Raw genomic sequence first — 23,185 nt, 5'->3', positions numbered from 1 at the left:
CGCCCATGCCGTCGGTTGCCCTGTTGGGCGCTTTTCTGAGCCCGGACGGCTGCGTCAGCTGCGGCTAATCATCGGCTGGAATTAAGCTTCTGGATACGTCCCTTATCCAGCCGGAACACGCCGTCGGTACCGCCTTGCTGCTCGAAATCGGTTTGAAGCTCGTCCCACGTGCCGAGATATGCGCCGCACTCGGCGCAATGGATCGGTGTTGCTGGCTGGGCATCGGCCGGGATCTGCAGACGAATGGTGCCGCAAAACGGGCATTCCAGTTTGTGGTCCAGATATTCGCCAGCCATTTTGCGGAGCATCGCGCAACAAGCACGTCTTCGCAAGCAGGGAATTTCCGGCGAGCTTTGCTTCAGCCGGTCGATCTTCGAAGCAGCCGGTCGCGAAATGCCGCCGCCAGATCCGGCGGGCATCCGCCGCATTCAGCCGGTCACACGCGGCTTGAGGTGGACGTCTGAACACGCGCCCTTATGATGCGTGCTTCTCGCAGAAGCGACGGTCGGTCGCGCCCAACGGCCTTTATCAGCCTTCTGGCTTGAGCCTCCGAGATGCCGGTTTTCTCTTTCAGCAGAATGACGAGCTGCTTGTCGTCAATTCGACCGTGGGAACTCCCTTCACCGGGTTCAGTCATATCAAAGATCCTCCTTCCAACCGAACTAGAAGGGCGGCCGAAAGTTTCAACTCGGTTTTGACTGGCTAGGCGCTCCGCGGCGGCATTATCCGCCCAGCGGTCTTCGCCAGGTGAACCGAGCTGGCGGAAAGCCGTCCGGCTTTTGGCTGTCGAGCCCGGAGCTCGCCCGTTAAAGCGGCTCGATCTCCGAAAACAACCAATCGCGAAACGCCTTCACCTTGCGCTGGCGGATCGCCTCCGGCGGGTAGACCAGATAGAAGCTGGAGACCGCCTTCAGCGCATGGTCGAAGGGTCGTACCAGCCTGCCGGTGGCGAGGTCGGCCGAGACGAGCATGGTCCGGCCGAGCACCACGCCTTCGCCCTGCACGGCCGACTCCACCGCGAAAGTGGCTGAATCGAAAGTGAGCCCGCTATTCGGGTCGACATCTTCGACGCCGGCGCTGGCCAGCCACGCGGCCCAGTCGATGCGGTAGCCGTCGCGGATCAGCGTGTGGTGCTTGAGGTCCTGCGGCTGCTTGAGCGGATGCGGCCCTTCCAGAAGCTTCGGGCTGCAGACCGGAAAGACTTCCTCGCCGGTGAGAAATTCCGACGTCAGCCCGTGATAGTGGCCGGCGCCGTAGCGGATGGCGACGTCGATGCCGTCGCCGCGGAAATTGGTCAGTCGCCCGGTGGTCGAGACGCGCACGTCGATATCGCCATGCGCGCGGTGAAAGCGGTAGAGCCTCGGCACCAGCCATTTTCCGGCGAAGCCGTCCGAGGTGCTGACGTTGAGCGTCGAGCCGGAATGGCGCGAGGTTGCGGTTTGCGTCGCCAGCGCGAGCTGGTCGAGCGCCTCGCGCACGGCGACCGCATAGGGCTCGCCGACAGGAGTGAGCCGCACCGAGCGTGTCGCCCGCTCGAAAAGCTGCACACCAAGCTGATCCTCGAGATGCTTCACGGCGCGGCTGATCGCGCCATGGGTGAGGTTGAGCTCGTCGGCGGCCCGCGAAAAATTCAAATGCCGTGCAGCGGCCTCGAAGGCCGGCAAGGCGTTGAGCGGCGGCAGTCTGCGGGCCATGACGACAAAGCCATTTGTGAGTTATGGTAACAAATACTTGCCAAATTTTGGTTTGTCCGTCGAGCCTTTTCCAATCAAAAATCCTCACAGAATTTGTGATCAATACTCACTCAAGACGAAACCTGCGAGGACATCATGGCCACCGTTCATCCCTTCCTCTGGTTCAACCTCGATGCCGAAGCGGCGCGAGATTTCTATCTCTCGGTCTTCAAGTGCAGCCGCGCGCTGCGGACCATCGAGTTCACCGACAAGCCGCATGCGATCTTCGATTTCGAGCTCGAAGGCCAGCGCTTTACCGCGCTCAACGCCGGCGGCGTGCCGCCCTTCAACGAGCGGATTTCGCTCTACATCGAAACCAAGGACCAGGCCGAAACCGATTATTTTTGGAACGCGCTGACCGCAGGCGGCGGCTCGGAGCAGCCCTGCGGCTGGCTGAAGGACAAGTTCGGCGTCTATTGGCAGGTCATTCCCGAACCGGCGCTGCGCCTGATGAACGACCCCGACCGCGCCAAGGCCGACCGGGCGCGTCAGGCGATGTATTCGATGAAGAAGATCATCCTCGCCGATATCGAAGCAGCCCACGCCGGCCGCGCCTGATTTTGAACCCATCGCGGAAAGACGGAGAAGACCCATGACCAGTCTCCCCATGACATCGCTCAACGGAAAGAAGATCATTGTCGTCGGCGGCAGCTCCGGCATCGGCTTCGGCGTCGCGGCAGCGGCGCTTGAAAGCGGCGCGGAGGTGGTGATCGCCGGCCGTTCGGCCGAAAAGCTGAAGGCCGCCGAAAAGCGGCTCGGCGGGGCAGGGCGCGTGACAGGCATCGCCGCCGACATGGCCAATGAGGCCGAGGTGTCCGGCTTGTTCGAGCAAGCCGGCGCTTTCGATCATCTGGTGGCGACGGCCGGCACGCCGCCGCCCAATTATCCGATCGGCGAGACCGACATGGATTTCGTGCGCCAATTTGTCGACGGCAAGCTGATCGGCGCTGTGATGCTGGCCAAGCACGCCGTGCGCACGCTGAACATGGGCGGCTCGATGATCTTCACCTCGGGCATCAACAAGGACCGTCCGCCGGTCCCCGGCGGCTCGGTCGTCGCGGCGGTCGCCGGCTCCTTCACCTATTTCGCCCGGGCGCTGGCGCTGGAACTTGCGCCAACCCGCGTCAACATCGTCTCGCCCGGGTGGGTGGATACCGAAATGTGGGACGAGATCGTCGGCGCCGCCAAGTCAGGCTATTTCGAGCAGATGGGCGGCCGACTGCCGGTCGGAAAGATCGCCAGGCCCGCCGATATTGCGCCGGCCTATCTCTACCTGATGCAGAACGAGTTCATGACCGGCGAGACCGTCCACATCGACGGCGGGCAAAGGCTGGTGTGAGCGGTAGAGCCGGACCTCGATTTGAAGGTTCCGGCTTCACCTATTGCCGTCCACAAGGGCCGGCGTCGCCTTCCAGGCCTTCGCGGCCAATGGCGTTTCCGGCGGAACGCTAATATAGATGATGCTCGAATGAGCAGCGCCTCCGCACCGTCGAGGAACGCCATGCGAAGGGTCATCGTCACAGTCATGTGGATTGTCGCCGCGACAGGCGCCGATGCTCATGACTGGTACGAAAACAAGGTCGACCCGGTGACGAATTTCAAATGTTGCGGCGGCACGGATTGCCGCCCCATCCCTGAGTCTGCCGTGCAATCCGGGGCCGACGGCGGCTATGTCTATCTACCCGATGGCTTCAACATCCCGCCAGACCGCGTGCAGGAATCGCCGGACGGCCGATACCATATCTGCGAGAACCATTACGTCATAACCAACCAGCCCTATCTGCGCTGTTTCTTCGCGCCGCGGCTCAAGGTCTCCCGGCTGCTCCCGCGCTAGTGACGGCCCTCGACATCTGCATGGCACCTGACACTGGTCATTGCCACCATTTGAGCTTTCACTTTCGTGCGAAGCTGAAGGTGAAATGGCTGCCGCGGTGATAGACGGCGGCATGGACGACCGGAGTTCCGGTCCCATCGAAACAGGTTTCCGTAATGAGCAGGGCTGGCCCGAAGTCGCGCAAGTCGTTGCGCTGCACGATTTCGTCGGGCAGCGTTACGGCTGCAACGGAGGCGGCCGACATACGCGGCTGATGGCGGTGCTTTTCCAGCAGGGCGAGCAGTGAGCCGCTCCATTCGATGTCGAAAAGGCGCCCCGGCAAAAGGCTGCGCGGTACGTAGTCGAGTGAATAGATGAGGGGCAGATCGTCGTGCAGCCGCAGCCGTTCAAGCCGGATGACGCGCTCTCCGTCCGCTAGCCGCAATTGCTGCTGGATCAATGGATCGGGCGTTTCCTCGGCGATGGAAAGAACCTTGTTGACGGTGTTGTAGCCATAGTGGCGCGACATGTCGGTCACGCTTTCGAACACCGTGATTGGACGGTCGACCTGGACGGCGGAGTTCGCGGTCACGAAGCGGCCGAGACCATGAGTGACGGAGATGATGCCGTCCTGTTCGAGAAGCTTCAGCGCTTCGCGCAGGGCAGGGCGCGAGATGCGGAAGCGCTGCGTCAGCTGGGATTCCGTTGGCAGCCGGTCGCCGGGCTTGAGCCCTTCGGTCCTGATGAGGTCGGCCATGCGGTCGCGTAACTGAACCGCCAATGTGCGCGCGTCCCGAAGCGGCTCGTCCAAGTCCCTCTTCCCCATTGTGCCAACTCTCCTTTTGTTGTCGGACAATCGCGTTCAGGTCAAGCGGAGGCATGCCGTGGCGATCGCATGTCGTATAGGCGACGCATCCGAACCCATCCGCAAAATTTCTCTTGAAATGTGCTCCCTCAGATGTCAGTTGTCTTACAACTAAATTTATCGAGGGAACGATGCTCAATTTCGATGAAGCCCGGTTTATGCGTATCCAATCGGGGGCGGTGGCCTTGCGCGAGCGTATTGAGGCCGTTGTGGCGCAGTGCCTCGCCGCCGAGGCGCAAAACATCTTCTTTCTCGGCACCGGCGGTGCAGCGATCCTGATGCATCCGGCGGCGCAATTGCTGCAGCGCCGATCTGGCTTTCCGGCCTTCGTCGACATCACCGCCGAACTGCAGCTGGTCCAATCCGTGCACCTGACCGACAAATCGATCGTCGTGCTGCCCTCGCTCTCCGGCACGACCAAGGAAAGCGTGGCACTGCTGTCCCGGATCAAGGACGTCGGGGCGACGGTGATCACACTGGTCGGACATGAGGAGACGCCGCTCGGCAAGGGCGGGGACCATGTCTTCGTCAACTTCGCCGAGGACGACACGTCCTGCGAGTCCTTCTATCTCCAGTCGCTCTTCATCGCGCTTGCAGTGCTGAAGCATCGCGGCGAGCTCGCCGAATCCGAACGGATTTTCGCCGAACTGGAGCAGTTGCCGCGACTGTTGCTGGAGGTGAAGCGGAGCTATGAACAGGAAGCCGCCGGCTTCGCGCACAAACTGGCCGCCTCCGACTATCACATCATAACCGGCGCCGGGAATGTCTGGCCGCAGGCCTGGTATTACGGCATGTGCATCCTGGAGGAGATGCAGTGGATCCGGACCCGCCCCGTGCATGCTTCAGACTTTTTCCACGGCACGCTGGAGCTGGTGGACAAAGACGTCAGTGTCGTGCTCTTCAAGGGCGAGGACAGCGCCCGGCCGCTGGCCGATCGCGTCGAGAAATTCGCGCCTGCCTATACGGACAAGTTGACGGTGCTCGACACGGCCGATTTCGAATTGCCCGGCATTTCGCCGGGTGTGCGCGCGCTGGTTTCGCCGATCGTGCTCGCGACCGCCCTCGAACGGGTCAGCGCGCATCTCGAGGTGATCCGTAACCACCCGCTGACGACGCGCCGCTACTATAAGCGCGTTGCCTATTGAGCAGCTCTCGGCGTCAGCTTGATCGTGCAGCGCAGGATATGAGCAGCCTTCGATTTGCCGCCGTCGGCGACAACTGTATCGACCGCCTCGGAGCGCCGATCGGCCGCTCGCTGGTCGGCGGCAACGCGCTCAACGTTGCCGTCCAGCTCGCGCGGCTTGGCCATAGCAGCTTCTATTTCGGCGCGGTCGGCCGCGACGCCGACGGCGAACGCACCCGCGCTGAGCTCGAAGCCAATCGGGTGGCGGTCAAGCACCTGCGCGTAGACCAGCGCAACACCGCCTGGACCGACATCAAAGTCTTGCCGTCCGGCGAGCGTTTGATCGCTGCCGAGGATTTCGGCGCCTGCGCCGGCTATGCGCCGGACGAGGCCGAACTGGCGATCCTGGGGACGATGGATCACGTCCATATCGGCTGGCTGGACGATAGCGGCGCTTTACGCAGGCGCCTGTCGCGAGCCGGGGTCAGCGTCTCGCAGGACATCTCGGTCAACGCCGATCCCGCCGATCTCGGTGTGGAGGGTTTGAACATAGTTTTCTGCTCGGCTGGCCAAAATCGCGACGCGGCGGAAGCGATGGCCGCGGATCTCCTGTCGCGCGGCGCAGGCTGCGCCGTCGTCATGCGCGGTGCCGAGGGGTCGATGGCGCTGACGGCCCGCGAGCGCGCCGAGACCGGCATCCGCCCGGTCCAGGTCGTCGACACGACCGGCGCCGGCGACAGTTTCATCGCCGGTTTCCTGCATGCCTGGCTGGCGAGGAAGCCGCTGGTGCAATGCCTCGAAAGCGGCCGCGATCATGCCGCTCTGGCCTGCTGCCATCTCGGCGGCTTTCCCCAGGAGGGATGCCCCATTGAAGCTCAGCGTTTGAGCGAGCGGCCGAACCGTTCCTCGATGCGGGACTGCAGGAATTCGAGCCCAATGGACAAAAGCCAATAGATCATCGAGGCGGTGATCAGCATCTCGATATGCCGGAACTCGGTCTGGCCCTGCGTGCGCGCCAGATACATGATCTCCCAGACCCCGACCACCGAGACCAGGGAGGAATCCTTCAGCATCGCAATGAACTGATTGCCCGTCGGCGGCACGATGACGCGCATCGCCTGTGGCAGGATCACCAGGAACATCGTTTGATTGGGGCTGAGCCCAAGTGCGGTGGCGCCTTCCGTCTGGCCGCGCGGGATGCTTTCGATGCCGGCACGGAAAATCTCGGTCATATAGGCGCCGTAGCAAAGCGACAGCGCCATGATCCCGGCAGGCACGGCCCCGATCACATAACCGACCTGCGGCAGGCCGAGATAGATGATGTAGATCTGCATCAGCAATGGCAGCCCGCGGAACAGCGAAGTGTAGAACGTTGCCAGGCCATAGACGATGCCGTTCTTGGAGAGCTTGGCTATGGCGCCGATGAAGGCGATGACTGTCGCGATGGCGATCGAAATGGCGGAAATGTAGAGCGTGGTCACCACGCCCTGCGAGATGAGGAAACCGATCTTCCGGGCGATGAAAGAAAAGGACAGATCAAAGGAATAGAAGAACAGCATCAGCAGCACGAACAGCTCGATCCATACCGCCACGATCTGCTGCTTGCGCCCGAGTTGCTGCAGCGCCTTCCAGTTGGCGGCCACGATCAGCGCGATCAGCACCGCCGAGACGGCTCGCGCCACCACGGGATTGGCCGCAAGCCATTCGATCGAGCTCGGGATCAGCTTGCCGATCCAGTCTGCCTTGATGCCGAGACCGTAGAGGCCCGCGGCGAAAGCGGCGAGCGCCAGGCACACGCCGATGCGGCGCGTGGCGTCCGGATAGTTGAGCAGCAGTCTGCCGATCACCTGTCGATATCCCTTCTGGTTAGCGGGGGCGTTCGCGCCACCAATCTTGCGCCTGCAGCTTCCAATAGGTGAGTTGCGCCGCGGCAAGCCCCACCGGTCCGCCTGCCCAGGCCAGTCCGAACGGCGCGAACAGAAGGTGGCGGTCCGATTGGCCGAGTACCGCCTCGGCGACCACCTTGCCGGCTATGGCCGTCGTGTTGATGCCGTGCCCGCCAAACGCGGTGAGATACCAGGCGCCTGGCTGCAGCTGCCCGATCTGGGGCATCAGGTGGCGGGCGTAGGCCATCAGCCCCGACCAGGCGAGTTCGGTCTTGAGCGCAGCGAGCTGGGGGTAGGTTCCAACCATCTCCCGGCGCAGTTCCCTGGCCAGCGCCGCCGGCGAAGCGGCCCGCGTAGTGATGCGCCCGCCCCAGAGCAGCCGCTTTCCATCCTCCACGACGCGGTAGTAGTCGCCGGCCCGGCGGTTGTCGCCGACGGCATCCGTCGTAGCGATGGCGTCGGCGATGAGATCGGGGGCTTCCTCGGTCAGCATCACATAGGTCGCGATCGGCAACATGGCCCGCTTCAGCCGGCCGACCAGCGGTCCTGTATAGCCGCCGGTGGCAAACACCGCTTGCCGCGCGCGTACTTCGCCGCTTGCGGTGCGCAGCGTCTTGTGCGGGCTATCGAGTTTAGCCTCGATCGCGCTGGAGCCCTCGTGAATCCTGCCGCCCAGCCGCTCGATCTCCGCCCCGATGGCGCGCAGATAATTCAGCGGATGCATGTGGAAGGCGTTGCCATCGCGCAGGCCTTGGTAGTAGCGCTCGGAACGCAGCACAGCGCGCACCTGGTCGCGCTCGAGATATTCGAGCGGATAGTCAAAATCCCGCGCCAGTTTCTCTGCATGAGCCCTCAGTTCGGCGCCGCCGTCATGGCGCAGCACGCCCATGATTCCGGGGCGAGGCTTCGCTGCCGTGATGTCGAGATCCTTGATCGTCTGCCGCACGAAATCGACGCCTTCGATCGACAGCCGATGCAGCTCTCGTGCCGCCGCCGCGCCGGCCATCGCCGCGATCTTGTCGCTGCCGGTCGCGAAGCCGGGGCTGACGAAGCCGCCGTTGCGGCCCGAGGCGCCGAAGCCGATGCTCTCGGCTTCGAGCAGCACGACCTGCTGCCCGGCGCGCGCCAGCTGCAGCGCCGTCGTCAGACCTGCCAGTCCGCCGCCGACAATGACCGTGTCGCATTCGGCCGAACCCGCGAGCGGTGGTCTGACCTTCTCGTCGGCAAGTGTACGGCGATAATAGGTATCGGGATAAGTCATGATAGGTTCTGACGGAAGCAGGCGGCCTTGAGGGGCCGCCCGCGATGAGCGTCAATCGGCGCTGTAGTTCTTGCCGTACCACTTGGTGGTCAGCGTGGCGAGCGTGCCGTCTTTCTTCATCTGGTCGATGATGCCGCCGATCTTGGTGGTCCACTCGGCATCGCCCTTGTCGGCGATCACCACCAGCGGCTCGCGGAAGGCGTAGTCGCCCTCGATGATGCGCAGCGGATAACCGTTCTTGATGGCGTTTTGCGCGGTCTGCTCGGGCGCGATAACCGCGTCGAGCCGCACGCCGTCCCCAAGTCTCAAATCGTCGAAGGGCAGCATGGAATCGGCGAAAGTCCGGATTTCGCCAGGCTGCAGCTTGTATTCGATTGGCGGAAGGCCGGGAGCGTCGATCTCCAATTGGCGGCGGATAAAATCTTCCGAAGTGGTGGCGGTCTCGACGCCGATCACCTTGCCGTTCAGATCGTTCACCGATTTTGCCTTGCTGTCCTTGTGGACCACATAGACATAAGGGCTGTAATAATAGATGCCGGCGAAATCGATCACCCTGGCCCGGGCCTTGGTCGGCGTCACCGAGCCGACGCCAAGATCATAGCGGCCCTGCCAGTGGCCGCCGGTCATGGTCGCCCAATCAGGCGTCTCGAAGCTGACCTCGACGCCGAGGCGCTTGGCGATTTCTTTCGAGACGTCGATGTCGAAGCCGACCAACTGGTTGCTCTCGTCGAGAAAGCTCTGCGGTGGCCAGCCGCTGTTGGTCGCGACCACCATGGCCTTCTTGGTTGTGACGCGATCCAGGGTTTCTCCTGCCCACGCTGCCGACGCAAATGCGAGCGCGCCGGCAGCCAGCGCGAAACAAGCGATAAATCTCCTCACGAAACCTCCCTCTCGTATGTAAGATGTCTGACAACGCAACTTGTCCGTAAGGGGGAGGGCGAGTCAAGCGTCTTTATCGGCGCATCGTCGAGTTTGGCCTGCGATACGCGTTCCCGGCGTTGGCCGGATCGGCATTGGTCGAATTTCTTGGGCTTTTATGCGATCGGCAGCCGGCTGCTGTGCGAATTCGCGGATCAGTCGGGCCGCCACCAGTTCTCGGCGGTCGGTGCTGATTACCGGGCGCGCCCAATCCATGCTGAAGACGTTGCTGGTTCATGGCAGGCACGCGCGCTCGCCAATACGTCGGCGCAGGCTGCTGCTTCTCGGACAGTTGCTTCCGATCTGTCGCAGCACAAAAGGTCGCTTCTCGACTACGCTTAGGTGATCGACACCTGCCGGACGATCGGCCTGCGCGTATCCGAAATAGCCCATGATTTTCCGCGCCTCGCCGGCGTCGAAACGGCAAGCCACTTCCATAGGCAGGCTGGATCGCCAGCTGCCCCGATAGTCGGTGATCGGCTGGTTCACCTGGGCGTGCCGGCGAGCGGAATGGGGCGTGCGCACCGCCTTTTCGCGCCCCCATATGACGGGCTGCTGGTGATAGTTCAGAATGCCTGGATCGAAGGCCACGCCGATGAAGCGGCATAGCCGTTCGATGGAAAGCGCGGGCGATTCGATGAAGTCTTCATAACGCCACAGGATGCTTTCGCCCTTTTCGATGCGCTCCATCGAGGCCTTGCTGTCGGCGATCCATCTTTGGAAAGCCTTGTCGAAATCGCCCTCGTAACGCTGCCCGAGCGAGGCCACGATGTCCCTGCCGTCACGCGTGACGACGATGAAGCGCGCGCCCGGGATCGTCTCGATGATCTGCCCCGTATAGTGGATATGGTTCGGGGTCTTTTCGACCCAGACGCTGCGGCGTGAAATGGCTGCCTGCAGCAAAACCGCGCTTAGCTTGGTCCATCGCGCCCCATCGCTTGAGACAAACGCGCTTGTCTCGCGGCGGACAGAGAAAATATCCGGATGCGCAGCCAGTATCCGGGCGAGCAAAGTTGACCCCGTATGCCCGCATCCGCAAATGAATATTGAAACCTTGGGCTTCGGAAGAAGCCGCACCACGCCTCTATTCACGATTTCGTTTCCCCCGGAGATTCTAAGCAACCTTTTTCTTCCGGGGATTGCAATAGGGAATGCTTATATGCGGTCAGTGACGAACAGCTAATTGCTGCCGGCGTTTTGACCTGGAGGCAGGGCGGCTGGAGTGAAAGGCTCCGTTGTCAGGCCGGCAGCCCGAGCTGCTTTCGCAGGCTCTTGTCGAATGCCGATGCGGGGACGAAACGGCGCAGGAAACTGACTTGGCGCGCTGTCTTTCCCGCCGCATAGCGCCGCTTCGGAGCGGGATCGATCGCAGCCGCCACAACGGTGTTGGCCACCACTTCGGGCGTATCGCCTTTTTCCATCGCCTTATGCACGGCTGTGGTCATACCGGCGCGCGCGGCGTCATAGATGTCGAGCACCTGGTCCGGCCTGGCCAGATTGTCTTCGAACAAAGTCTGGGTATAGGCCGGCTCGACCAATGCGACGCGAATTCCGAACGGCCGCACTTCGTGGTCAAGCGATTCGGAATACCCTTCAACGGCATGTTTGGTCGATGAATAAAGCGCGAAATAGGGGGCGGGGATGAACCCCTGCACTGAGCTCAAGTTGACGATCCTGCCCTTTCCTTGACGTCGCATGATCGGCAGCACCGCGTTGATCATACGGATGACACCGAAGACGTTCACGTCGAACAGAGCCTGGGCCTGTGCAGTCGAGGATTCCTCCGCGCCGCCGAGCAGGCCGATGCCGGCATTGTTGACCAGCACGTCGATGCGCCCAGCATCGGCCAGCACCTCATCGATCAGCTTCGCCACGGAGGCGTCATCGGTCACGTCGCAGGTCAGCATGGTAATGCCGTCGGTTTTCTTGGAGGCCGCGCGACGGCTGGTTCCGAACACGCGAAAGCCGGCGCTCTGCAGCGCCTTGGCCGTTGCGTGCCCGATTCCGCTGGATGCCCCTGTGACAATGGCGACGCCAGGATTGGTCCTGTTCATGGAGATCACTTTCTTTGGGTTGGACTGGAAAAGCAGGAAAGGCTGGAGCAAAGAGCGTCAATCACGAGCGGCTCGACCGTTTACGCCGTGCCCGTCCCAGCGCCGGAACAGCACGCTGGCATTGACGCCGCCGAAGCCGAAGCCGTTGGCGATCGCGTAGTCCATCTCCATCGGCCGGGCCCGGTTTGCGACGAAGTCTATTCCGTCGCCGGCCGGATCGGGGGCGCTCAAATTGAGGGTCGGCGGCGCCATTTGGTCCCTCAGCGCCAGGATGGTGAAGATCGCGCCAATTCCGCCGGCGGCTCCGAGCAGATGTCCGGTCGCCGACTTCGTTCCGCTGACGGCTATGGAAAAATCCGTGCCGAAGACGGTTTTGATCGCTTCGATTTCTCCCAGATCGCCCACCGGCGTGGAGGTCGCGTGCGCGTTGAGATGGCGGATCTCGCGCGGTGAGATGCCGGCCTGGACAATCGCGATCTCCATGGCGCGGCGCGCGCCATCCCCATCCTCGGGACCGGACGTGACGTGATGGGCATCCGCCGTCGTGCCGTAGCCGACGACCTCGGCGAGCGGCTTCGCGCCGCGCGCCAGCGCATGGCCCAATTCCTCGATGACCAGGATGCCGGCGCCTTCGCCCATGACGAAACCATCCCGCGTCATGTCGAACGGACGCGAGGCCTGGTCGGGACGGTGATTGAAGGAGGTTGAAAGCGAGCGTGCCGCCGCGAAGCCCCCCAGACTGACGACGTTCATGCAGGCTTCCGTGCCGCCGCATACGGCGATGTCGGCTTCATCGGCGCGGATGATGCGCGCCGCATCGCCGATCGCCTGGATGCCGGCGGCGCACGCCGTTACCGGCGCGCCGATGTGGCCCTTGAAGCCGTAACGGATCGTGATGTGGCCGGCGGCGAGGTTCACCAGGAAAGACGGCACCGTGAACGGCGAAAGACGCCGAACGCCGCGCTGGTCGACGGTCCGCACCGCCTCGGTTATGGCGGGGAACCCTCCGATACCTGAAGCAATGATCGTCGCGGTGCGAAGCCGATCCTTTTCCGACTCCGGCTTCCATCCCGCCTGGGCAAGCGCCTCTTCCGCCGCCGCCAGCGCGAATAGGATGAAGCGATCGATCTTGCGCTGATCCTTCGGCGCCAGGAAGGCATTCGCATCGAGACCGGCTTCGGGATCCTCCTCCAGGGAAAGAACCGTTCCGCCGATCTTTGTCGGCAGGGTTTCCATGATGTCCTCAGGAAGCCTTCGAATGCCCGAGCGGCCGGCCAGGAGACGTGACCACGACGCCTCGATATTTGCGGCAAGGGGCGTGACCGCGCCCATGCCCGTGACAACAATCCGTCGCATCTATTCTCCTATCGATCTGAGTAGCCAGCCCGCGCCGGTCAAACGGTGACGGTGTCGCGAACCTGTTCGGCCGCTGCATCCAGAAAGGCCTGGGCGAGGTCGGGATCATTGACGATGCGCGAGAGAACCACCGCACCGACCATCGTCGAGAGGACGGCCATGGCTTTTTCACCGGTTTCCTCCTTCTCAGTCCTGGCAATCATCCTGCCGAGCACTTCAAGATATGCTTTGATGCCGACTTCGAACGACGCTTTCACCTCGGTCCCCTGTCTGGCCGCATCCGACCCGAGCGCCGCGACCGGGCAGCCGTCCATCCTTTCCTCGCGATGGCCCATGCTGAGATAGAACTCGATCACCGCCCCAAGCGGATCGCCGGGATTCGCTGCGGTCGCCGCCGTCCATCTGTCGGCAGCGCTCTCCATCGCGCGCCTGGAAGCTTGCGCGGCAAGGTCCTCCTTTGACGCGAACTGCTTATAGAAAGCGCCTTGGGTCAGCCCGGCGCCCTTCATCAGGTCCTTAAGGCCGATACCGTCAAAGCCGTGCTCTCGAAAAAGCCGGCTTGCGACATCGATCACGGTTTGCCGGTTCCGCTCAGCCTGAATGCGGCTCACGCGCATCGTCGACCTCCATATTTTAGATTATGTACGACATCTATAATTCAGTTAGAAGCCGAACGCAATCTATCAATGGGCGGCGTCCCACGTGGCGGTTTGCTACGGGCTGAATGTGCCTGCGGCAGGCCTAGATCAGTTTCGATGCCGAAGCGCTGCGACGATCACCGCCATTCGTCTCGGCGTTGCCGGCGGCGCCGGCGGTAAAGGCAAGCGCCGATGCAAAAAGGCCGATTGCCGAAAGACGAAATGCCGCCATTGTGACCTCCTCAGACCGGCCGGAGCAAAACCCGCGGGAAACCGTTAGGTCCCATTAAGACCATGCAGGAAACCGCAAGGATGGCACAATCTGTCGACAAACAGGAACCGCTCGCCTTCCGCTTCGCCGATGATGGGCTGGTGCCCAATCATCCGCGCTGGCCCATGCTCGTCTATCCCGGCGCCGTGCAGCTGCCGGACGAAGGCGATCCGGCTGCCGTTTTCGAGGATATTTTCGGCGCCAATGGCTGGGGCGACAGCTGGCGCAACGGCATCTACGACTTCGTCCACTATCACTCGCGCATTCACGAGGTGCTGGGCATCGCGCGCGGCACCGCCGACGTCCGCTTCGGCGGCGATAAAGGCAAGGTGCTGGAGGTGAAGGCGGGCGACGTGGCGGTCCTGCCGGCCGGCACCGGCCATCAGCGCCTGTCCGGCTCGGCCGATCTTCTCGTCGTCGGCGCCTATCCGCCCTTCGGCACCTATGATTTGTGCCGGAGCCCGGAGCAGCACGCCGAGGCGCTGCGCACGATCCCGAAGGTCGGCCGGCCCGACAAGGATCCGCTCTTCGGCGGCGACGGCCCGCTGCTGAAAGCCTGGAGCGAAGGCTGAAATGCCAAGCATCGTCGCCATCGAGCATGTGACGCTGGACGGTGTCTTCCAGGCGCCGGGGCGCGCCGACGAAGACACACGCAATGGTTTTGCGCACGGCGGTTGGGGCAATCCAGGCAGCGACCCGAAGATGCAGGAGGTCATCGGACGCGCCATGGCCGGCGGCTGGTCGTTGCTCGCCGGCCGCACGACTTATGAGGATCTTCACGAAGCCTGGGCTGTTCGTCAGCCGGCCAGTCCGATGACCAGGGCGCTGACCGGCGCACGGAAGTTCGTCGCCTCGCATGACGCCGGCTATCGGCCGCGCTGGGGGAATTCGACGCTGCTTGCCGGCGATGCCGGGGAGACGGTGCGCGCGCTGAAGCAAGGTCACGACGAGGCGCTGATTGTGTTCGGCAGCGGCAAGCTGCTGCGCGCGCTGATGCGGCACAGGCTTGTCGATGAGCTGGTGCTGATGGTCCACCCTCTGGTGCTGGGCACAGGTTCGCGCCTTTTCGAGCCGGGGCAGGCGCCCTCGATGCTGAAGCTGTCCGGCCAGATCGCGACCGCGACGGGTGTGGCGATCCTCACTTATGCATTCGACGGCAAGGCCGCGGCGGAGCGACCAGAATAACCGGAACCCAGCGGTTCTTCCTCTACGGATAATGCGTTTTCTTCGGCGCGTAGCTTGCCGGATCGAAATCGAGTTCCTTCGGCAGCGGCTTGCTCGAGCATTGCAGGTGCATCTGGCGGGCAAGAAGCCGTCGCTGCTGGTGCTCATGCTCCTTGACCGCCGCCACCATCCCCATGCTGTAAGGGCCAAGAAGCACGCCGAACCCCCAGCCGGGATGGTCCTTCTCGCGCTGGGCGTAGTCCGATGCCGCGGCGCGGGCCTGCTGGCATTCCGGCGAGGACCATTTCGGATCCTGCTGCGACAGCGAAGCGCCATTATCGGCGGCAGAGGACACGCATCCCGCCGCTGCCGCGCAGAGCGCAACGAGCACCGCAATTCTCATCGTTTGAGTCCCTGCTAATTCAAGGCGGAGAGAACACAGAACGCTCCTTCGCACAAGCGAGATAGCGGCGAAAAGCAACGGGCAGGGCGGGATAGCCGCCATCGTCGTCCTTCGGCGCTCCCGAGATTTTTTCAACGTCCCGTTCCGTTTCCGCCCACCATTTCGTCCTTGGTTCCGTCCCAACAAAAAAGGAAAACCGCAATGGCTGGAATGGTCGTCATCTACAAGCAGCCGGCTGACGCGGAGGCGTTCGACAAGCATTATTTCGAGACGCACATACCGCTGGCCAAGAAGATCCCGGGTCTGAGGAAATACGAGGTCAGCCAGGGGCCGATCACGGTGGTGGCCGGACCGTCCGATGTCTACCTGATCGGGACGCTTTATTTTGACGATCTCGAAGCGATGAAGAGGGCTTTCGCAAGCCCGGAGGGAAAGGCGGCCGGCGCGGACCGCCGGCTTTACGCGCCCGATGAATCGGGCATCCAGATGTTCCTCTTCGACAGCAGGGAAGTTTGAGCCCGCGCGGAGACAGGACGATCGGCCGCCGAGAATCGCGGCCGCATCGCTGCTCACGTCGACTTTTTCCGCTCGATGTCGATGCGTTTTTGCTCCGCCGCGGCGATCGCGGTTTCCATCACGGCATCCAGATCGGCCATCGCTTCCAGATGGCCGTGATCGACGATCGACTTGCGCAGCATGCGCATGGCCAGCAACGCGTCGTCCAATGCCTGTTCGACGTTTTTGACCATGGCCGGGTCAGCCTTTGCGCCGGCTGCGCTTGTTCGGCGCCGGATCGTCGGCGGCCGGCTTGTCCGGACGATTTGCCATGGCCTTGCGCGCCAGCGCCTCGGCCGCCGACCGGTCCGGATTGCCGGCCGGTATCGTGACCGCGCCGGGCATCGCAGCACCCGGCTGTTCGCCCAAGCCGTTGTCCTCGCGCTCGATTTCCTCGCAGGCCTGATGCCAGTGCTCCTCATCCTGGCCATTCGCTTCGCCGCTGCGTTGCCAGATCTCATAGGCGCGGCGCTTTATGCGTTCGTATTTGTCGGTCGCCATTGTCCGATCCTCCGTCATCTGTTCAAACGCGCGCTGGCCGCGAATGATCCGTGACGGGGACAGGGAATGGATAGGTCGCGGCTCAGAACCTGCGGCTGAGATAGGCCGATCCGCCGAGGCCAAAGCGCCACTCGGCTTCCACGCCCTTGGTGAGGCCGATCCGGCGACCGGCGAGGATTGCGGCCGGGTCGGCCTCGGAACGGGCGAACTCGAACGGCGGCGCGGTAAGCGAGAGCCCGTTATGCGAACCGTCGATGTCCAGCGCCTGGCAGAGCTTGCCGGGACCGGAGCAGAGCAGCCGGTCGTCATCCGTTCCGCGCCGCTCGCGCATCGCGGCGATGCCGGATTGCGGCTGGATGGCGCGGATCAGCACGGCGCTGCCCGGCAGGCACACCGCGTTCAAGCACCAATGGAGCCCATAGGAACGATAGACATAGGCGTCGCCGGGCACGCCATACATCGGCGCGTTGCGCGGCGTGCGGCCGCGAAAGCTGTGCGATGCGGCGTCGTCGGGCCGGTAAGCCTCGGTCTCGACGATGATCCCGCCGACGCCGGCGAGCCCAAGCCTGGCGCCGATCAGGGCGCGCGCGACGATGACCGCGTCGCGGGCGAAGAAATCGGGCCCGACACTAAGCGGCATGGCGATCGGCGTCGTTCGGACAGCTCATCATCGCCGTCCGCTCAGCCCAAAAGATTGCGCGCCGCGCGCATGAAGATCCGCGAGCCGATCGGGATAAGATCATCCGGGAAATCATAGTCGGGGTTGTGCAGGGAAGGGTGCCTTTCGCCGGCGCCGAGGAAGAACATCGCCGACCTCGCATTGTGGCCGAAAATACCGAAATCCTCCGAGGCGCGCATCGGCAGCGCCTCTTCGCTGCGCGCGATGCCTTCCGCGTCGAGGGCGCGGTTGAGATGCTCCACTGCGTCCGGCGCATTGACGCTGGCGAGAAAGATCTCGTGATAGTCGAAGCGAACGGCAAGGCCGTGCCTGGCGGCGATTTTTGCCGCGAGCGCCTCCGCCGCGGCGACCTGCTCGGCCATGCGCTCGTCACGGCGGGTGCGCAGCGTCGCCCACACTTCGGCATAGCCGGGCGCGATGCCGAACACGGCTTCGCCCATCGCGCAATGGGTGACGGTCACCATGCCGAAATCCTCGTCAGTGAAGGTCCCGCGCCCGAGCGCCGGCAGCGCCGGCATCAGCTCGCTCACGGCCGGCATCGGCGATACACCTGTCTCCGGCATCGAGGAATGCGCTGTCTTGCCCTCGAGCATGATGCGCATGCCGCGCGAGGCGCAGTTGACGGTGCCGGCCTTCAGCCGCACCTCGCCGAACGGCACGCCCGGCAGGTTGTGCAGCGAAAACGCAAAATCCGGCTGGATCTCGCCAAAGCGCGGATCGGCGACGACCCCGGCCGCGCCGTTGCCGGTTTCCTCGGCCGGCTGGAACATCAAGACGACGCGGCCGCGCGCCGGTCTTTCGCGTCCGAATTGGCGACCGAGCGCCGCCAGGATCGCGGTGTGCCCGTCATGGCCGCACATATGCGACTTGCCCGGCACCTCGGAGGCATGGGCGACGCCCGAAAGCTCCGCGATCGGCAGCGCATCGAGCTCCGAGCGGAACAGCACCGTCGGGCCGGCCTGCCCGCTGTCATAGACCGCCGCGACGCCGTGGCCGCCGAGCCCGGTCAGCACCTTGTCTGGCCCGGTATCGGCGAGGAAATTCACCACCTCCTTCGCGGTCCTTTCCTCCTCATTCGAGATTTCCGGCTGCCGGTGCAGCTTGCGCCGCCATTCGGTGAGCTCGACGATGTCTCGATTGGTCAGGGTCATGGGTTGGGGCTCCGATGGGGTTTTTTCAGGTCACACAAACACGATAGGTTTTTTCTCGCGCCGTGCCATGCCGATCAATTCGGATAGGCCATCGGCCTCCGCGAAATCAATGCCGCTATCTCCCCGCCTTCACCTGCGGCAGGTCGCGGCTGATCGGACGAAGGCGACGCTCGTTCTGTCCACCCGCAACGCTCCGCAAAAGTTCAGAACCGTTGCCCGATGGTCCCGTCTTGATAGGGAGCCGTCGCGCGGCTTTCTTTTAGCTCCCGGCATCGGCCAGACTCAATCAAGAAATGCCACGTAAACCGCTGAAATCCTTAACACGATTTTCATTCCGCTCGCCTACCCATTAGAGACATGAAAAGGCATGACGAGCGGCTGGTGTCGGGTCCCTCATCCGAGGGAAGGAGCGAAGCCGTGGAAGCCGGCATCCTGCGCGACCAGCTTGCGGATCTGAGCAAGGGCGTCTTCATCTCGATGCCGATCGGCACGGTGCTCTCGGCCTTGATCCTGGCGGTGCAGCTCTTGTCGGGGGGCGGCCTTGCCGCGGTGCTGTGGTTCGTGGCGATCGCCTTGATCAATGGCGCGCGCGTAGCGCTTGCCGTCACCCAATCGGAAGCCGCCGGCGACAACCCGAGGGCGGTGGGCGCCCGGCTTTCGCTTTATGGCCTGATGGCGCTTGCCTCGGGCGTCGCCTGGTCTTTTCTGGCGCTGCTGAGCGACGGATACGCGACCAGCCAGGCGCCGCTCTATCTGATCGTGCTCGCCGGCACTTCGGCCGGTTCGGTCACCTACGGCACCTCCTACGCGCCAGCTTCGATCAATTTCATTATCCTGCCGCTCCTCACCGCCGCCGGCTGCGTGCTTGCAAAGGGCGGCGTTGAAAATTACGTGCTCGCCTTCACCGTGCTGCTTTTCCTTGGCGGCATGATCAGGAGCGCGCTGCTCGGGCAATTCCGCTTCCGCGAGACGAGCCGGCTCAAATACGAGGCGCGCGAATTCGCCGCTGAGATGGAGCGTAACTCCAGGCGCGACCCGCTGACGAATCTGCTCAACCGCTATGGGCTGGAGCAGGCGATTGCCAAGCTCGGGCTCTCCGACGGCCCGTTCGTGGCCATGCTGATCGACCTCGACGGCTTCAAATCCGTCAACGACACCTATGGCCACAACATCGGCGACGACCTTTTGGTCAGGGTGGCGCGCCGGATCGAGAACCACGCTCCGCAAGGTGCCACGATCGCGCGCATCGGCGGCGACGAGTTCGTGCTGCTTTTCTCTGCCGGCAGGTCGCAGCAAGCGGCCGGCGAGCTTGCATCCGCCATCATCACAGCCATCGCCAATCCGGACCCGGAGTTGAATTCCGTGCGCGTCGGCGCCTCGATCGGCATCTACCAATCGGAAAAGCCGCGACTGACCGAGATGCTGCTCAAGGCGGATTTCGCGCTCTATGCCGCCAAGCGCGGCGGTAGGAACGAATATTGTCTCTTCGACGCCAGGCTGGACGCCGCGCTGGAACGCAAGAATTGCATCGAGCGCGACCTGCGCGGCGCCATCGAAACCGGCACGCTCTGCTCCTGGTTCCAGCCTTTGGTGCGGCTCGATACCAACGCGGTAGTCGGTTTCGAGGCGCTGCTGCGCTGGCACCACGATGTCCATGGCGCCATCTCGCCACCCGAGATCGTCACTGCCGCGCGCGAAACCGGGCTGCTTTCGCTTCTGACCGAGACGGTGTTCTTCAATTGCTGCGCCATCATCGCAGAGCTCGTGAAGCATGGGCGCCGCGATGTTCGCGTCGCGATGAACCTCTCGCCGCGCGAGCTCGAGGCCGGCAATGTCGACGACATGATCCTCGACGGCCTGAAGGCCAAGGACGTGCCTGCCGCGATGCTCGAGATCGAGATCACCGAGGAGGCGCCGGTCGACCGCGACCGGGTCGACGAAAAGGTCGGGCGCCTGGCGGATGCGGGCATATCGATCGTGCTCGACGATTTCGGCACCGGCTTCTCGACCCTGGTTTCACTCAAGGACAGCCGCATCCGCAAGATCAAGATCGACAAGGATTTCGTGCGCGACCTGGCGAAATCCCTCGAGGACCAGGCCGTGGTCGAGGCGGTGATCGGCCTCGGCCGGACGCTGGGCATCGAGGTGATGGCCGAGGGGGTCGAGACCGACGCCGACCGTATGATCCTGCGCTCGCTGGGCTGCCTGATTGGGCAAGGCTATCTTTTCTCGGCCGCGCTCCCCCTGGGCGATGCGCTCGCCTTCGACGCGACCGGTAGTTCCGCCACCGAGGCCCTTTTCAAGCCGCGGCGCACGCCCAAGAGCGGCAGCGCCGCCTGATTGGCCACCGCCAAGGGCATTCATTGACTTGGCGGGCAACCGGCATCGGAAGGACAGGGTAGCCGCGGCCCGCGTGAAACCTTTTGATTTTTGGGCCGTTGTGGCGCGATGTCCCCGGCCAAGCACAAACCGAAACCGGCCGACAGCGCCACGCAGCGCGGTGCAAGCAAGCCGCGTTCGGCGCCGCCGCGCCAGGACAAGCCGCGCCAGTCGGAACCGCGCGGCGCCCCGAAGCCGCGCGCCGAGCGGGCGCGGGAAGACACACGGCACGAAGACCGGCTGAAAGACGACAAGGCACAGCAACGCAAGCCGCAGGCCGGCGAGGCCGAAGAAAAGGCATCCGCCGACGCCGCGCCGGAAGCCATCGGCCATGCCGGGTCGCCGCCGCCCGAGGCGATCGAGCCGGATCCCGAGCTTTCCCCCGAGGAGGCCGTGCGGGCGCGCAAGAGATACCTGCTGCGGCGCTTCTGGATCAGCGGGCGCGGCTATTGGGGTTTGCGCGGCGACAGGCTTGCCTGGCCGCTGACGATCGGACTGCTCACGCTGATCTGCGTCAATGTCGGCTTCCAATACGGCATCAACCGCTGGAACCGCGCGATCTTCGACGCCATCGAGCTGCGCGACGCGCACACCGTCTACTGGTTGAGCGCCGTCTTCCTGCCGCTGGTCGCCGGCAGCATCAGCCTGGTGGTCGCGCAAGTGTACCTGCGCATGACCATGCAGCGCCGCTGGCGCTCCTGGCTGACCACGGCCGTCATCCAGCGCTGGCTGGCCAGCGGCCGCTACTACCAGCTCAACCTTGTCAAGGGCGACCATGCCAACCCGGAGGCCCGCCTGACCGAGGATCTGCGCATCGCCACCGAATCGCCGGTCGACTTCATCGCCGGCGTCCTCAACGCCTTCCTGTCGGCCTCGACCTTCATCGTGGTGCTGTGGACGATCGGCGGCGCGCTGAGCTTTTCGCTGGGCGGTTCCACCATCACCGTGCCCGGCTTCCTCGTCGTCACCGCGGTCATCTACGCGGCGATCACCTCGACCTCGATGTTCGCCATCGGCCGCCGCTTCGTCCAGCTTTCCGAGGACAAGAACCAGGCCGAGGCCGAGTTCCGCTATGTGCTGACGCGCGTGCGCGAGAATGGCGAGAGCATCGCGCTGCTCGGCGGCGAGGAGGAGGAGAACGCCGGAATCGACCGCACCTTCGCCGGCGTGCTCGGCCGCTGGGCGCGGCTGACCGGCCAGCACATGCGCACGGCACTGGTCTCGCAAGGCTCCAGCCTGTTCGCGCCGGTGGTGCCGGTGCTTCTGTGCGCGCCGAAATTCCTCGACGGCTCGATGACGCTGGGCCAGGTGATGCAGGCGGCCTCCGCCTTCGCCATCGTGCAGGGCGCCTTCGGCTGGCTGGTCGACAATTATCCGCGCCTGGCCGACTGGAACGCCTCGGCCCACCGCATCGCCTCGCTGATGATGTCGCTGGATGGGCTGGAGCGCGCCGAGGAGAACGACAAGCTGGGCCGCATCCAGCGCGGCGAGACCGCAGACGGCGCGATGCTCAGCCTCAACAATGTTTCCGTGACGCTCGACGACGGCACCGCCGTGGTCAAGGAAACCGAGGTGGAGATCGCGCCTGGCGAGCGCGTGCTGGTCTCGGGCGAATCCGGTTCGGGCAAGTCGACGCTGGTGCGCGCCATCGCAGGCCTCTGGCCCTGGGGCAGCGGTAGCGTCGATTTCCACCCGGGCAAGCGCCTCTTCATGCTGCCGCAGCGCCCCTACATCCCGTCCGGCACGCTGCGCCGCGCCACCGCCTATCCCGCCCCCGCCGAGAACTGGAAGACGAAAGAGATCAATGCGGCCCTCGACAAGGTCGGCCTCGGCTATCTGAAGAGCCGGCTGGAGGAAGAGGCGCCCTGGGACCAGACGCTGTCCGGCGGCGAGAAGCAGCGTCTCGCCTTTGCCCGCCTGCTGCTGCACGCGCCGGACATCGTGGTGCTCGACGAGGCGACCTCGGCGCTGGACGAGAAGAGCCAGGACAAGATGATGCGGACGGTGATCAAGGTGCTGCCCCAGGTCACCATCATCAGCGTCGCCCACCGCGCCGAACTGGAAGCCTTCCACACGCGAAAGATCACGCTGGAGAGGCGTGAGGGCGGGGCGCGGCTGGTGAGCGATGTCGAGCTCGCGCCGAAGAAGCGCGCGCCAGGCCTGCTGCAGCGCGCGCTGTGGGGCAGCGGCGGGAAAGGCGATTAGGGGCACTCTGACGTCGTGCGTAATCGCCGGCGGCGCTTCCCCAATCGCCAAGCGCGCGGCCTTCGCAAGCCTGGGTTCCTCGCCACAAAATGGGCTACGCTATGCACATCTTCTGTGACTGCGTGACTGATCGACCCGAGGCTTGACTGCCAGGTGGTTCCCCCAATCCGTCGCTGCTTCGCAGCGCCACCTTTCCCCCTCCGGAGGGAAAGGAAGGGAGCCTTGCTGGA

General features: G+C 63.9%; 26 protein-coding genes. 10 read left to right on the top strand and 16 right to left on the bottom strand.

Annotated elements, in window-relative coordinates; genetic code table 11:
• Positions 1-68: 68 nt before the first annotated feature.
• Both FJ423_RS34445 and FJ423_RS32340 read right to left on the bottom strand, forming a co-directional pair.
• Positions 69-419: a hypothetical protein gene (locus tag FJ423_RS34445; RefSeq protein WP_246680374.1), complete on the bottom strand. Its 351-nt coding sequence runs from the start codon at positions 417-419 to the stop codon at positions 69-71.
• Between the two features lie 387 nt (positions 420-806).
• Positions 807-1,694: a transcriptional regulator GcvA gene (locus FJ423_RS32340; RefSeq protein WP_140847704.1), complete on the bottom strand. Its 888-nt coding sequence runs from the start codon at positions 1,692-1,694 to the stop codon at positions 807-809.
• A gap of 135 nt (positions 1,695-1,829) precedes the next feature.
• Here FJ423_RS32340 and FJ423_RS32335 point away from each other — a divergent pair, with 135 nt between their 5' ends.
• The 3 genes from FJ423_RS32335 (at position 1,830) to FJ423_RS32325 (ending at position 3,567) form a co-directional block, all read left to right on the top strand.
• Positions 1,830-2,291, top strand: coding sequence for a VOC family protein (locus FJ423_RS32335; protein WP_140847702.1), 462 nt, complete (start codon positions 1,830-1,832; stop codon positions 2,289-2,291).
• A gap of 34 nt (positions 2,292-2,325) precedes the next feature.
• Positions 2,326-3,072 carry an SDR family oxidoreductase gene (locus tag FJ423_RS32330; protein ID WP_140847699.1) on the top strand — a complete coding sequence of 249 codons (747 nt, stop codon included), beginning with the start codon at positions 2,326-2,328 and terminating at the stop codon, positions 3,070-3,072.
• Between the two features lie 162 nt (positions 3,073-3,234).
• Entirely contained in the window at positions 3,235-3,567 is a 333-nt protein-coding gene (locus FJ423_RS32325) for a hypothetical protein (protein ID WP_181174973.1), read from the top strand.
• Positions 3,568-3,625: 58 nt separating this feature from the next.
• Here the strand turns inward: FJ423_RS32325 and FJ423_RS32320 are convergent, their stop codons facing one another.
• On the bottom strand, positions 3,626-4,357 hold the full coding sequence (locus FJ423_RS32320) for a GntR family transcriptional regulator (protein ID WP_140847707.1): 732 nt from the start codon (positions 4,355-4,357) through the stop codon (positions 3,626-3,628).
• A 185-nt stretch (positions 4,358-4,542) separates the two neighbouring features.
• Here FJ423_RS32320 and FJ423_RS32315 point away from each other — a divergent pair, with 185 nt between their 5' ends.
• Positions 4,543-5,556, top strand: a complete 1,014-nt coding sequence (locus tag FJ423_RS32315; protein ID WP_140847693.1) for an SIS domain-containing protein — start codon at positions 4,543-4,545, stop codon at positions 5,554-5,556.
• Positions 5,557-5,594: 38 nt separating this feature from the next.
• Positions 5,595-6,488 carry a PfkB family carbohydrate kinase gene (locus FJ423_RS32310; protein ID WP_140847690.1) on the top strand — a complete coding sequence of 298 codons (894 nt, stop codon included), beginning with the start codon at positions 5,595-5,597 and terminating at the stop codon, positions 6,486-6,488.
• Here the strand turns inward: FJ423_RS32310 and FJ423_RS32305 are convergent.
• From FJ423_RS32305 to FJ423_RS34695, 8 genes are all read right to left on the bottom strand, one after another.
• Positions 6,410-7,381, bottom strand: coding sequence for an amino acid ABC transporter permease (locus tag FJ423_RS32305; protein ID WP_140847688.1), 972 nt, complete (start codon positions 7,379-7,381; stop codon positions 6,410-6,412). The two genes, FJ423_RS32310 and FJ423_RS32305, sit on opposite strands and share 79 nt — an antisense overlap.
• A gap of 19 nt (positions 7,382-7,400) precedes the next feature.
• On the bottom strand, positions 7,401-8,681 hold the full coding sequence (locus FJ423_RS32300; RefSeq protein WP_140847685.1) for an FAD-binding oxidoreductase: 1,281 nt from the start codon (positions 8,679-8,681) through the stop codon (positions 7,401-7,403).
• A 51-nt stretch (positions 8,682-8,732) separates the two neighbouring features.
• On the bottom strand, positions 8,733-9,560 hold the full coding sequence (locus FJ423_RS32295) for a transporter substrate-binding domain-containing protein (RefSeq protein WP_140847683.1): 828 nt from the start codon (positions 9,558-9,560) through the stop codon (positions 8,733-8,735).
• Between the two features lie 273 nt (positions 9,561-9,833).
• Positions 9,834-10,691 (bottom strand): sulfotransferase, encoded by an 858-nt coding sequence (locus FJ423_RS32290; protein WP_210239588.1) that lies wholly within the window; start codon positions 10,689-10,691, stop codon positions 9,834-9,836.
• Positions 10,692-10,837: 146 nt separating this feature from the next.
• Positions 10,838-11,653: an oxidoreductase gene (locus tag FJ423_RS32285; RefSeq protein WP_140847678.1), complete on the bottom strand. Its 816-nt coding sequence runs from the start codon at positions 11,651-11,653 to the stop codon at positions 10,838-10,840.
• A gap of 57 nt (positions 11,654-11,710) precedes the next feature.
• A complete protein-coding gene (fabF, locus tag FJ423_RS32280; RefSeq protein ID WP_140847675.1) occupies positions 11,711-13,009 on the bottom strand; it encodes a beta-ketoacyl-ACP synthase II in 1,299 nt (432 codons plus the stop codon).
• A gap of 38 nt (positions 13,010-13,047) precedes the next feature.
• Entirely contained in the window at positions 13,048-13,626 is a 579-nt protein-coding gene (locus FJ423_RS32275) for a TetR/AcrR family transcriptional regulator (RefSeq protein ID WP_140847673.1), read from the bottom strand.
• 124 nt (positions 13,627-13,750) lie between these two features.
• On the bottom strand, positions 13,751-13,879 hold the full coding sequence (locus FJ423_RS34695; protein ID WP_263492714.1) for a hypothetical protein: 129 nt from the start codon (positions 13,877-13,879) through the stop codon (positions 13,751-13,753).
• 80 nt (positions 13,880-13,959) lie between these two features.
• Between FJ423_RS34695 and FJ423_RS32270 the strand changes: the two genes are divergently transcribed.
• Together FJ423_RS32270 and FJ423_RS32265 are read left to right on the top strand one after the other, a co-directional pair.
• Complete coding sequence (locus FJ423_RS32270; protein WP_140847670.1) at positions 13,960-14,490, top strand: cupin; 531 nt, start codon at positions 13,960-13,962, stop codon at positions 14,488-14,490.
• Between the two features lies 1 nt (position 14,491).
• Positions 14,492-15,103: a dihydrofolate reductase family protein gene (locus FJ423_RS32265; protein WP_140847667.1), complete on the top strand. Its 612-nt coding sequence runs from the start codon at positions 14,492-14,494 to the stop codon at positions 15,101-15,103.
• Between the two features lie 22 nt (positions 15,104-15,125).
• Here FJ423_RS32265 and FJ423_RS32260 read toward each other — a convergent pair whose 3' ends face one another.
• Positions 15,126-15,485 carry a hypothetical protein gene (locus FJ423_RS32260; protein ID WP_140847665.1) on the bottom strand — a complete coding sequence of 120 codons (360 nt, stop codon included), beginning with the start codon at positions 15,483-15,485 and terminating at the stop codon, positions 15,126-15,128.
• A 201-nt stretch (positions 15,486-15,686) separates the two neighbouring features.
• On the opposite strand from FJ423_RS32260, the gene FJ423_RS32255 reads away from it, so the two are divergent.
• Positions 15,687-16,001 carry an EthD family reductase gene (locus FJ423_RS32255; RefSeq protein WP_140847663.1) on the top strand — a complete coding sequence of 105 codons (315 nt, stop codon included), beginning with the start codon at positions 15,687-15,689 and terminating at the stop codon, positions 15,999-16,001.
• A 53-nt stretch (positions 16,002-16,054) separates the two neighbouring features.
• Here the strand turns inward: FJ423_RS32255 and FJ423_RS32250 are convergent, their stop codons facing one another.
• The 4 genes from FJ423_RS32250 to FJ423_RS32235 all read right to left on the bottom strand — a co-directional run bounded on the left by FJ423_RS32250 (position 16,055) and on the right by FJ423_RS32235 (position 18,371).
• Positions 16,055-16,234: a hypothetical protein gene (locus FJ423_RS32250; protein ID WP_140847661.1), complete on the bottom strand. Its 180-nt coding sequence runs from the start codon at positions 16,232-16,234 to the stop codon at positions 16,055-16,057.
• 7 nt (positions 16,235-16,241) lie between these two features.
• A complete protein-coding gene (locus FJ423_RS32245) occupies positions 16,242-16,541 on the bottom strand; it encodes a DUF2934 domain-containing protein (RefSeq protein WP_181174971.1) in 300 nt (99 codons plus the stop codon).
• Positions 16,542-16,623: 82 nt separating this feature from the next.
• Positions 16,624-17,181, bottom strand: coding sequence for a DNA-3-methyladenine glycosylase (locus tag FJ423_RS32240; protein WP_140847656.1), 558 nt, complete (start codon positions 17,179-17,181; stop codon positions 16,624-16,626).
• Positions 17,182-17,222: 41 nt separating this feature from the next.
• Positions 17,223-18,371 carry an amidohydrolase gene (locus FJ423_RS32235; RefSeq protein WP_140847653.1) on the bottom strand — a complete coding sequence of 383 codons (1,149 nt, stop codon included), beginning with the start codon at positions 18,369-18,371 and terminating at the stop codon, positions 17,223-17,225.
• A gap of 417 nt (positions 18,372-18,788) precedes the next feature.
• Between FJ423_RS32235 and FJ423_RS32230 the strand changes: the two genes are divergently transcribed.
• Together FJ423_RS32230 and FJ423_RS32225 are read left to right on the top strand one after the other, a co-directional pair.
• Positions 18,789-20,711 (top strand): bifunctional diguanylate cyclase/phosphodiesterase, encoded by a 1,923-nt coding sequence (locus tag FJ423_RS32230; RefSeq protein WP_246680372.1) that lies wholly within the window; start codon positions 18,789-18,791, stop codon positions 20,709-20,711.
• A 108-nt stretch (positions 20,712-20,819) separates the two neighbouring features.
• Positions 20,820-22,955: an ABC transporter ATP-binding protein/permease gene (locus tag FJ423_RS32225; RefSeq protein ID WP_140847648.1), complete on the top strand. Its 2,136-nt coding sequence runs from the start codon at positions 20,820-20,822 to the stop codon at positions 22,953-22,955.
• The last annotated feature ends 230 nt before the right edge of the window (positions 22,956-23,185 follow it).

This window comes from Mesorhizobium sp. B2-8-9 (assembly GCF_006439475.1).
Classification (GTDB): Bacteria; Pseudomonadota; Alphaproteobacteria; order Rhizobiales; family Rhizobiaceae; genus Mesorhizobium.
This window is presented reverse-complemented; position numbering and strand designations above follow the sequence as displayed.